This window comes from Nocardia thraciensis (assembly GCF_054782435.1).
In genome coordinates, this window is record NZ_BAAGSM010000016.1 from 1 (window position 1) to 11,843 (window position 11,843).

The 11,843-nt window shown below is 70.1% G+C and carries 1 protein-coding gene and 1 pseudogene; both read left to right on the forward strand.

Annotated elements, in window-relative coordinates:
• Nucleotides 1-7: 7 nt before the first annotated feature.
• Nucleotides 8-6,070, forward strand: a pseudogene (locus ACYVLQ_RS07855) (amino acid adenylation domain-containing protein); the annotation flags it as partial.
• A 236-nt stretch (nt 6,071-6,306) separates the two neighbouring features.
• The coding region (locus tag ACYVLQ_RS07860; RefSeq protein WP_460696727.1) for an amino acid adenylation domain-containing protein at nt 6,307-11,843 on the forward strand (5,537 nt) is incomplete at its 3' end.

An 11,843-nucleotide genomic window follows, 5' to 3' on the forward strand; every position in this document is an offset into this window, starting at 1 on the left:
TGCGTCGACGGTGGCGGGTTTCGCGGATCGGCTGTCGCGCATACTGTCCGCGGTAATCGCCGACGCGACCACGGCGGTCGGCGACCTGCCCATACTCGACCGCGACGAGCGCAACCGCGTCCTCGTCGCCCCGAATGCCACGGGATATCCGTTGAATTCGGGCGCGCTGAGCGCCATCGGGGCGGACGGCGGCGCCCTGCACACCCTGGACGCGCTGCTCGCCGCCAGCATCACGGCGTACCCGGATGCGGTGGCGCTGGTCGCCGACTCCGACGAACCGGTCACGCTCACCTACGCCGAACTGGGCGAACGGGTGAATCGCCTTGCGCGGCATCTGATCGCACTCGGCGTCGGACCGGAGTCGCGGGTGGCGCTGGCGCTGCGCCGCTCCGTGGACCTGGTGGTCGCCATGTACGCGGTATCGGTCGCGGGCGGCGCCTATGTGCCGGTGGATCCGGATCAGGCCCCGGATCGGATGGGCTACATCCTGGAGACCGCGACTCCGGTGTGCGTCTTGTCGACATCCGCAGTTGCCGACCGCTCCACCGAAACAGCCTGTCCGGTCGTCCTGCTCGACGAGCTGGAGTTGTCTGATCTGCCGGGCGCATCGCTGACCGATGCGGATCGCCTTGCCCCGCTGCGCCCTTCGAACACGGCCTACGTGATCTTCACATCGGGTTCGACGGGCCGCCCGAAGGGCGTGGCGGTGTCGCACGGCGCGATCGTCAACCAGTTGCTCTGGAAGAAGGCGGAATTCGGCCTGCACCCCGACGATGCCGTGCTGTTGAAGACGGCCGCCACCTTCGACCTGTCGGTCTGGGAGCTCTGGTCCGCCGCGGTGTCCGGTGCGCGCCTGGTGATCGCCGCGGCGGACGGGCACCGCGACCCCGGCTACCTGAACGAGCTGATGGCCCGAGAATCGGTCACCACGCTGCACGTGGTGCCGTCGATGCTGGACGCGCTGCTGGCCGACGCGGCCGCCCGCGGCCCCGGCGACGCCTACCGTGTGCCCGGCGCGCGGCAGGCGTCCGAGCGGCTGGGCATATCCGATTCCGTAGTGGCGCTGTGGAAGTCGCTGCGGCGGGTACTGGCGATCGGCGAGGCGCTGCCGGGCGCGCTGGCGCAGCGGTTCCGGTCGGCGCATCCGGATATCGACCTGTTCAACCTGTACGGCCCCACCGAGGCGGCGGTCTCGATCACCAACCATCCGGTCACCGATGCCGATCAGGTATCGGTGCCGATCGGCGTGCCGGAGTGGAACAGCCAGGTGTACGTGCTGGATTCGCGCCTGCACCCGGTGCCCGCGGGCGTCTCCGGCGAGGTGTATCTGGCGGGGGCGCAGCTGGCCCGAGGCTACTTCGGCCGTCCTGACCTGACCTCGGACCGCTTCGTCGCCAACCCGTTCGGCGTGCCCGGCGCGCGGATGTATCGCACCGGGGACCTGGCGGCTTGGAACGCGGGCGGCGAGCTGGAGTACCGGGGCCGCACGGACTTCCAGGTGAAGGTCCGCGGCTTCCGCATCGAACTGGGCGAGATCGAGGCCGCGCTGCTGGCGCTGCCGGATGTCGGGCAGGCGGTGGTGCTGGCGAAGCGGGACCGACGCAGCGGCGACCGCTTGGTGGCCTACCTGGTCGCGAGTACCGGCGAACTCGATGTGGCACAGGCGAAGTCGGCACTGAGCGCCGCCCTTCCGTCCTACATGGTGCCGTCGGCATTCGTGGTGCTGGCGGCACTGCCGCTCACGGTGAACGGCAAACTGGACCGAAAGGCGCTGCCGGACCCGGAGTTCGAGACCGCGGTCTACCGCGCGCCGTCGACCCCGATCGAGGAGATCGTGGCGGGCACGTTCGCCGAGGTGCTCGGCAAGGAACGCGTCGGCGTCGACGACGACTTCTTCGCCCTCGGCGGCAACTCGCTGCTGGCCACCCAGGTCGCCGCGCGGATCGGCGCGGCCCTGGACGCCCGGGTCTCGGTGCGCAGCCTGTTCGAGGCGCCGACCGTGGCCGCCTTGGCCGTGGCCGCCGAGCAGTCCGTGGGAACGGCACTGCCGCCCCTGACCGCGCAGCCGCGCCCCGACCACATCCCGCTGTCGTTCGCGCAGCAGCGCATGTGGGTCCTCAACCAATTCGACACGGCCGCGGCCGTGTACAACATCCCCGCGGCCATCCGGCTGTCCGGCGCCCTGAACCTCGCCGCGCTGCGGGAAGCGGTCGGCGACCTGGTCGCGCGCCACGAGATTCTGCGCACCGTCTACCCCCTGACCGGCGACGGCCCGGTGCAGGAGATCCGGCCGGTGCACGCGATCGATATCGACGTGACGCCGACGTCGGTGCCCGCCGCCGATCTCGCCGCGGCGGTGGAGCGGGTGATGACACAGGGTTTCGATGTCACCTTCGAGGTGCCGTTCCGAATCGCCCTGCTGTGCCCGGCACCGGAAGAGGTGGCGGCACAGGCTGTTCCCGACGAGTACGTGCTCGTCTTCGTCGCCCACCACATCGCCGCCGACGGCTGGTCGATGGGACCGCTGACCCGGGACCTGATGCTGGCCTACGGCTCTCGCAGCGGCGGCGAGCCACCGGCCTGGTCGCCGCTTCCGGTGCAGTACGCCGACTACGCGCTCTGGCAGCGTCGCGCCCTCGGCTCCGAGGAGGACCCGGATTCGCTGCTGGCACAGCAGGTGGCGCACTGGCGGCGCGAGCTGGCGGCCCTGCCCGAGCAACTGGATCTCCCGGCCGACCGCCCCCGGCCCGACGCGGCGTCCTACCGCGGGGCCACGCTCGAGTTCGAGATCGATCCCGATCTGCACGCGGAGCTGAACCGGATTGCCCGCGACCATCATTCGACGCTGTTCATGGTCGTACACACCGCGCTGGCCGTGGTGCTCGCGCGGCTGTCGGGCACCAGGGACATCGCGATCGGCACCCCTGTCGCGGGTCGCGGTCACGCCGCGCTGGACGATCTGATCGGCATGTTCGTCAACACGCTGGTGCTGCGCACCGAGGTCGATCCGGGCGCCACCGTCGGTGCGCTGCTGCGTGCCGTGCGCCGCACCGATGTCGCCGCCTTCGCCCACGCGGACGTGCCGTTCGAACGGCTGGTGGAGCTGCTGGACCCGGTGCGCTCGGCGAGTCGGCACCCGCTGTTCCAGGTGATGCTCACATTCCAGAATCTGGCGCCCACCGACCTACGCCTGCCCGGCCTCACCGTCTCCGGGGTGGCCGCGGCGACGCCACCGGCCAAGTTCGACCTGCAGGTCACCCTCGCCGAACGCGTCGACGAATCCGGTGCGGCACAGGGCATCTCGGCCGCGTTGACGTATGCCACCGACCTGTTCGACGCGGACACCGTGTCGGAGTTCGCCGAGCACTTCCGCCGAGTCCTCGCCGCGCTGGCCGACTCCGCCGCGGTCGTCGGCGATATCGAGCTGCTGACCGGCGAGGACCGCGATCGGACACTGCGCCGGTGGAATACACCTCTCGCCGCACCGCGCACCGCGACCGAACCGACGCTCGTCGCGCTCATCGACGAACAGGTGCGCCGCCGCCCCGAGGCGACGGCGATCTGCGCCGGTGACGCCACGCTGACCTACGGCGAGCTGGACCGACGCGCGAACCGCGTCGCCCGGGCGCTCATCGCGCGGGGCGTGGGTCCGGAATCGCTGGTAGCCGTCGCGGTTCCGCGCGGCGAGCACCTTCCGGTCGCGCTGCTGGGCGTGCTGAAGGCGGGGGCCGCGTACCTGCCGATCGATACGGCCTATCCGGCACAGCGCCTGCGCTTCCTGCTGTCCGACGCGGCGCCGGCCTGCCTGATCGCCACCGGGCAGGAGCGGGAGGCACTGCCGGACACCGAGATTCCGGTCCTGACGCTCGACGAGCTGCCCGATCTCGACGACGCCCCGGTGACCGATCGGGATCGGCTCGCACCCCTGCGGCCGGATCACCTCGCCTACGTCATCTACACCTCCGGGTCTACCGGCATGCCCAAGGGCGTCGGCGTCGCGCATCGAAATGTATTGCAGCTGCTGGCCAACGCGCGGCCGCTGTTCGGCTTCGGCGAATCCGATGTGTGGACGATGTTCCACTCCTTCGCCTTCGACTTCTCGGTGTGGGAGCTGTGGGGCGCGCTGAGTTCCGGCGGCGGCGTGGTCGTCGTCGACTACCTGACCTCGCGCTCGCCGGAGCAGTTCCGGGAGTTGCTGATCCGCGAGGGCGTCACGGTGCTCAATCAGACGCCGTCGGCGTTCTACCAGCTGATCGCGGCCGACCGGGCCGCGGCGCCGGAGCCTTTCGCGCTGCGCCATATCGTCTTCGGCGGTGAGGCGCTGGACGTGCGGCGGCTCGTGCCCTGGTGCGAGCGGCACCGTGACGCGCGGCTGGTCAACATGTACGGCATCACCGAGACCACGGTCCACGTCTCGTTCCTCGAGCTGGACGACGCCGCGCTGGGCGACTCCGCCGGAGTCATCGGGCGCCCGCTGCCCGGCCTGCGGGCGTACGTGCTCGACGAGCGCCTGCACCAGGTCCCCGAGCGGGTGCCCGGCGAGCTGTACGTCGCCGGTGAGCAGCTCTCGCGCGGCTATCTCGGCCGTCCCGGGCTCACCGCGACCCGGTTCGTCGCGAATCCGTTCGGACCTGCCGGATCCCGGCTGTACCGCACCGGTGACGTGGGACGTCGGCGCACCGGCCCGGCCCCGGACCTGGAGTACGCCGGGCGCAGCGATCAGCAGGTGCAGTTGCGCGGATTCCGTATCGAGCCGGGCGAGATCGAGGCGGCGCTGCTGCGCTGCACCGGCGTCGGGCAGGCGGTGGTGGTTGTGCACACCGATCCACAGGCCGGTGACCGGCTGGTGGGATACGTGGTGGGCGACGGCGATTCGCGGCCGGATCCCACCGGCCTGCGCGCCGAGGTCGCCGACTTCGTGACCGGATATATGGTGCCCGACGCGATCACCGTGCTGGACGCGCTGCCGCTAACCCCGAACGGCAAGCTCGACCGGCGCGCCCTGCCCGCGCCGGAATTCCACGGCGGCACCACTTTCCGGGCTCCGGAGACCGCGACCGAGCAGACAGTGGCCGACGTCTTCGCCGAGTTGCTGGGGGCGGACACGGTAGGGGCCGACGACGAATTCTTCGCGCTCGGCGGCAATTCCCTGCTCGCCACCCGCGCGGTCGCGCGATTGCGCGACGCCACGGGGGCGCGGGCCGAAGTGGCATGGTTCTTCACCGACGCGTCGGTGGCCGGGATCGCGCGCCGCATCGACACGCAACCCCCGGGCGGACAGGACGATTCGGCCTTCGGCGTGCTGTTGCCGCTGCGCTCCGGCGAGGGCGACCCGGTGTTCTGCATCCATCCGATGTACGGGCTCGCCTGGGCGTATTCCGGTCTGGCCCAGTACCTTTCGCCACCCCTGTGGGGCCTGCAGTCGCCCGCGCTGGCCGAGGACTACGTTCCCGAATCGCTGCGGGACATGGCGCTGCGGTACGTCGAGGAGATCCGGTCGGTGCAGCCGCACGGCCCGTACCGGCTGCTGGGATGGTCGCTGGGCGGGGTCCTGGCGCATATCGTCGCGACCGAACTACAGGCGGCCGGTGCGCAGGTGTCGCTGCTGGCCATCCTGGACGGCTATCCGGGCCTGGATGTCGCGGACTTCCACACCGCCGTGCGTGACGCCCTCGCGGAACTCGGCATCGGAGCCGACGCGCTGCCGCCGGGCGAGCTGCGCGAACTCGGCGACGAGGCACTGGCCGCGCTGCACGCCACGATCCCCGCCGACCTGGTCGCCCTGACGCCCGAGCGGGTGCGCCGCATCTACCGCAGCGCGGTGCGCTCGGCCGAGCTGGTGGCCGAGCATCGCCCGGCCGTCTTCCACGGCACCGTCCAGTTCTTCCGCGCCGCGGCCGACGAGAGCAATGCCGCGCGCGGGCTGGCCGCCGCCGACTGGGAGCCGTACGTCGACGGCGCGGTCGTCGACCGGCCGGTGGCGGTGCGCCACGAGGAGCTGGCGGGCCCGGCGGCCATGGCCGAGATCGGCCCGGCGCTGGCCGCACTGCTCGCCCCGGACGGTCATTGACCGGGGCTGCGCGCCCCACCGTGCCGGTATCGCTCCGGTGCCCGACAATGGTCTAATTCCGGTGCGGCGCGCCCCCATCGTCCCGGAGTTTCCCGTGGTCGCGTAACACGCCGAGGCCGCGTTCGATGGATGTAGGGGGTGGCGCCGCGCAGGCGCATGAGCAACAGCAGGCAGGGTGAAATAGACGTGTTTCGGGTGGTCGGGCAGCACGAGGCGGCTTCGAAAGCGGTAACGGCATGACCCGCCCGGCCCGAGTCCGCCCCGTTCGCACCCGCCGCCCGCGCGTCACGACGCTGCCCCAGCTGCTGGCTACCGCCGTGGAGGTCGACCCGACCGCGACCGCCGTGGTGTTCGCCGATGCGTCGGCGACGCTGGTGGAGTTGACGTATGCGGAGTTGGATGAGCGGTCGACGCGGTTGGCTCGTTTGTTGATCGGGCGTGGGGTGGGGCCGGAGGATTTGGTCGCGGTCGGGGTTCCGCGGTCGGTGGATTCGGTGGTCGCGGTGTGGGCGGTGGCGAAGGCGGGGGCGGGTTTCGTCCCTGTGGATCCGCAGTACCCGGCGGAGCGCGTGGCGCATATGGTCGCCGACGCGCACGCGGTGCTGGGGTTGACCGTCGACGAGGTGCGCGCCGAGCTGCCCGGTGAGGTGGAGTGGCTGGCCATCGACGCCGCCGAGGTCGCCGCGGAGCTTGCGCGGTTCCCGTCCGATCCGGTCACGTATGCCGATCGGCTGCGTCCGTTGCGTGCTGAGCATCCGGCGTATGTGATTTATACGTCGGGTTCGACGGGGAAGCCGAAGGGTGTTGTTGTTACTCAGGCTGGTTTGTCGGGTTTTTGTGATGAGCAGCGTGAGCGTTATCGGGTGGGGAATGATTCTCGGACTTTGCATTTCGCGTCGCCGTCGTTCGATGCGTCGGTGTTGGAGTTGTTGTTGGCGGTGGGTGGTGCGGCGGCGATGGTGGTGGTCGCGCCGTCGGTGTATGGGGGTGACGAACTCGCGGCGTTGATGCTTCGTGAGGAGGTTACCCATGCGTTCATCACTCCGGCCGCGTTGGCGTCGGTGGATCCGGCGGGGCTGGACGATTTGCGGGTGGTGGTGGCTGGTGGTGAGGCGTGTCCGCCGGATCTGGTGCGGCGCTGGGTGATTCCGGTCGATTACGGCATCCGGGAGTTCTTCAACGGTTATGGTCCGACGGAGACCACGATCATGACCAATATCAGCTCGCCGCTGGCCGCGGGGGATACGGTCACCATCGGCGGCCCCATTCGCGGGGTTACCGAATATGTGCTCGACGAACGGCTGGCGCCGGTCACGAACGGCGCGGTCGGCGAGTTGTACATCGCCGGCGCGCAATTGGCCCGCGGATACCATGAACGGCCCGGCCTGACCGCTCTGCGTTTTGTGGCAAACCCATTCGACGCCAACGGATCCCGACTGTATCGAACGGGTGACCTGGTGCGGTGGACCGCCTCGGGCGATCTGGAGTACCTGGGCCGCAATGATTTTCAGGTGAAGATCCGGGGTTTCCGGATCGAGCTGGGTGAGATCGACGCGGTGCTGGCGGCGCACGAGGCGGTAGATTTCGCCGTGACGATCGGTCACCGGCTCGACGGTGGCGCAACGATTCTCGCGTCCTACGTGCACGCCGCGCCCGGTGCGACGATCGACACCGACGAGATCGTCGCCGCGGCCGCTCGCAGACTGCCGTCGCATATGGTGCCGACCTCCGTGGTGGTGCTCGACGAGATCCCGCTGACCCCGGTCGGCAAGCTGGACCGCGCCGCGCTGCCCGCACCCGTCCTGCATACCCGCGAGTTCCGGGCGCCGTCGGGTGCGCGGGAGGAACTGGTCGCGACCGTCTTCGCCGAACTGCTCGGCCCCGCCACACCGATCGGTGCCGACGACGACTTCTTCGACCTGGGTGGCAATTCGCTGATCGCCACCCGGGTCGCGGCTCGCCTGGGCGCGCAGCTCTCCGCCCGCGTCCCGGCTCGCCTGCTGTTCGAGGCGCCCACCGTGGCCGCGCTGGCGCTGCGCCTGGAAACGCTCGAGGGCGGGGACGAGCGGCCGCCCCTGGCGCCCATGCCGCGGCCGGACAATATTCCGCTCTCGCTGGCGCAGCAGCGGATGTGGTTCCTCAACCAGTTCGATCCGGATTCGGCCGCCAACAACATTCCGTTCGCCATCCGGCTCACCGGGCGCCTCGACGTGGCCGCGCTGCAGGCCGCGATCGCCGACGTGATCGAGCGACACGAGACTCTGCGCACGGTCTATCCCGCCGTCGACGGCACCGGATATCAGGTGGTCCTGTCGATGGACGAGACCGTGGTCGACCTGGAGCCGCAGTCGCTCGCCGAGCACGAGATCGAGGGCTGGCTGGCCGAGCTGGCGCTGCGCGGATTCGACGTCGCCGCCGACGTGCCGCTGCGGATCGCGGTGGCGCGACTGGGCGCCGACGACCACGTGGTCGCGGTGGTGGTGCACCACATCGCCGCCGACGGCGCATCCATCGCGCCGTTCATGCGAGATCTGCTGGTGGCCTTCCTCGCTCGCCGCAACCACGCCAAGCCCGCCTGGTCGCCGCTGCCGGTGCAGTACGTCGACTACACGCTGCGGCAGCGGGCCGTACTCGGCGACGAGTCCGACCCCGATTCGATCGCGGCGACCCAATTGGCCTACTGGCGTTCGACTCTCGCGGAGCTGCCTGACCGACTGGACCTTCCGACGGACCGGCCCCGGCCCGCGGTGGCCTCCGGAATCGGCGCTCAGTACGCGTTCGAGATCGATGCCGCGGTGCACGCCAGGTTGGTGGGTTTGGCGCAGGCCTCGGGCGCGTCGCTGTTCATGGTGGTGCATGCGGCGTTGGCGGTGTTGCTGGCGCGGTTGTCGGCTACCGATGACATTGCGGTGGGTACGCCGGTGGCGGGTCGTGGTGAGCGTGAGTTGGACGATTTGATCGGTATGTTCGTGAATACTTTGGTGTTGCGGACGCGGGTGGATTCGTCGGTGTCGTTCGTGGATTTGGTGGGGGTGGTGCGGGAGGCGGATCTGGGTGCGTTCTCGCATGCGGAGTTGCCGTTCGAGCGGTTGGTCGAGGTGTTGGATCCGGTGCGTTCGCGGGCGCATCATCCGTTGTTTCAGGTGGCGTTGTTCTTCCAGAACATGGACAAGCCGCGCCTGCAACTGCCCGGACTCAGCGCCGCCGCGGTCGAGTTCGACGGCGCGGTCGCCAAGTTCGACCTGCAGCTGACGGTCGTGCCGCGCGATGCGCGCGGCGGCCTGGCGGCCCAGTTCACCTATGCCGCAGATCTTTTCGACAAGGCGACGATCGCCGGGTTCGCCGAGCGCCTGACGCGGGTGTTGGACGCGGTCACCGCCGCCCCGGATCGGCCCGTGGGCGACATCGACCTGCTGCGCACCGACGAGCGCGCGCGAATCCTGCGGGACTGGAACGACACTCGCTATCCGGTCGAGCCGGAGCTGCTCCTGGACGGCTACCGCCGCGCGGTCGAACAGTATCCGGATGTGGTCGCGGTGTCCTGCGAGGACGCCGAGCTGACCTACGCGGAGTTCGACGCCCGGGTGAATCAGCTGGCACGGCTGCTGATTTCGCGCGATGTGGGCCCCGAATCGCTGGTCGGGCTGGCGATTCGGCGGTCCCTGGACCTGGTCGTGGGCATGTACGCGGTGGTTACCGCGGGCGCGGCGTACGTCCCGCTGGATCCCGACCATCCGGCCGAGCGGATCGCCCACATTCTCGACACCGCCCGACCGGCGTGCGTGGTGACCACGGTCGCCGATGCCGTCGCGGTACCGGTCGAAACGACGGTGTTGCGCCTGGACGCCATGGATCTCGGCGGCTTCGACTCCGCCCCGGTGCGGCCCGAGGAGTTGTTGCGCCCGCTGCGCCCCGGGCACCCCGCCTATGTGATCTTCACGTCCGGCTCCACCGGGCGTCCGAAGGGCGTGGCGGTCTCGCACGCGGCTATCCACAACCAGATCACCTGGATGCTCGCCGCCTACCCGCTCGGCATCGGAGATGTGTATCTGCAGAAGACGGCGACGACGTTCGACGTGTCGCTGTGGGGCTACTTCCTGCCGCTGCGGACCGGCGCCGAACTCGTGCTCGCCACCCACGACGGGCATCGCGATCCGGTGTATGTCGCGGAAACCATTGCCGCCCACGGTGTCACGGTGACCGACTTCGTGCCGTCGATGCTGTCCGTCTTCGCCGCGCACACCAAGGCCGGAACCTGCCCGACGCTGCAGGACATCTTCGTGATCGGCGAGGCGTTGCCGCCCGAGACGGTGGATGCGCTGCGTGCGGTATCGGATGCGCGGGTGCACAATCTGTACGGCCCGACCGAGGCCGCGGTCTCGGTGACCTACTGGCCGGTGCAGGGGACGGAGCGGCCGAGTGTCCCGATCGGGTTGCCGCAGTGGAACACTCGGGTCTACGTCCTCGACAACAGGCTGTGCCCGGTACCCGCCGGGGTCCCGGGCGAGCTGTATCTGGCCGGTGACCAGCTGGCGCGCGGTTACGTGCGACGCCCCGACCTGACCGCGGACCGGTTCGTCGCCAACCCCTTCGGGGATATCGGTGCCACCGGGGCGGGCAGCGGTATGGGCGCCGGAGGCGAGCGCATGTACCGCACCGGCGACCTCGTGGTGTGGCGCGCCGCCGAGGGCGAGCTGCCCGCCCGGCTGGAGTACCTGGGGCGCACGGATTTTCAGGTGAAGTTCCGCGGGCAGCGGATCGAGCTGGGGGAGATCGAGGCGGCGCTGCTGGCCTTGCCGATGGTGAGCCAGGCGGTGGCACTGGTGACGGGTTCCGCGCTGGGGGACCAGCTGGTCGCCTATGCCGTGCCGACACCGGGCAACGAGATCGATCCGGACCGGCTTCGGTCCATGCTCGCGGAAACCCTTCCGGCGTACATGGTTCCGGCCACGGTGGTGGCGCTCGACGCCTTCCCGCTGAACGCCAGCGGCAAGCTCGACCGCAGGGCGCTGCCCGCGCCGACGTACACCGGTCGCGAATTCCGTGCTCCCGCAACACCGGTCGAGGAGATCGTCGCCGGAATCTACCGCGATGTACTCGGCCTGGAACGCGTCGGCGCGGACGACGACTTCTTCGCCCTTGGCGGCAACTCGCTGGTCGCCACCCAAGTGGTGGCCCGGCTGGGCGCTGCCCTCGGCGCCCGCGTGCCGGTGCGGGCGCTGTTCGAGACTCCCACGGTCGCCGCGCTCGCCGCGACCGTGGAATCGCAGGCCCACACCCGGCACAGCGTGGAGCTGGGCACCCTGACGCGTCCGGACCCGCTGCCGCTGTCGCTGGCGCAGCAGCGGATGTGGTTCCTCAACCGCTTCGATCAGGCGGACGGCGCGACCACGGCCGGATTGTCGGCGTACAACCTGCCGTTCGCGTTGCGGTTGACCGGTGAGCTGGATGTGCGGGCGCTGTCGGAGGCGCTGGACGACGTGGTGGCGCGGCATGAGGTGTTGCGCACCGTGTATCCGGAAACGCCGGACGGTCCGGTGCAGGTGGTGCTTCCGGTCGACACGCGGCTCGGCGTGACGCCCGAGGAAGTGGCGGCCGCCGACGTTGTGGCTGCGGTGTATGAGCTCGCCCAGACCCCGTTCGACGTGACCGTCGAGGTGCCGCTCCGGGTGCGGCTGTTCGAGATCGCGGATCTCCCGGGCTCGCGCAAGTATGTGTTGGCGGTGGTTGTGCATCATATTGCGGCGGATGGTTCGTCGATGGGTCCGTTGGT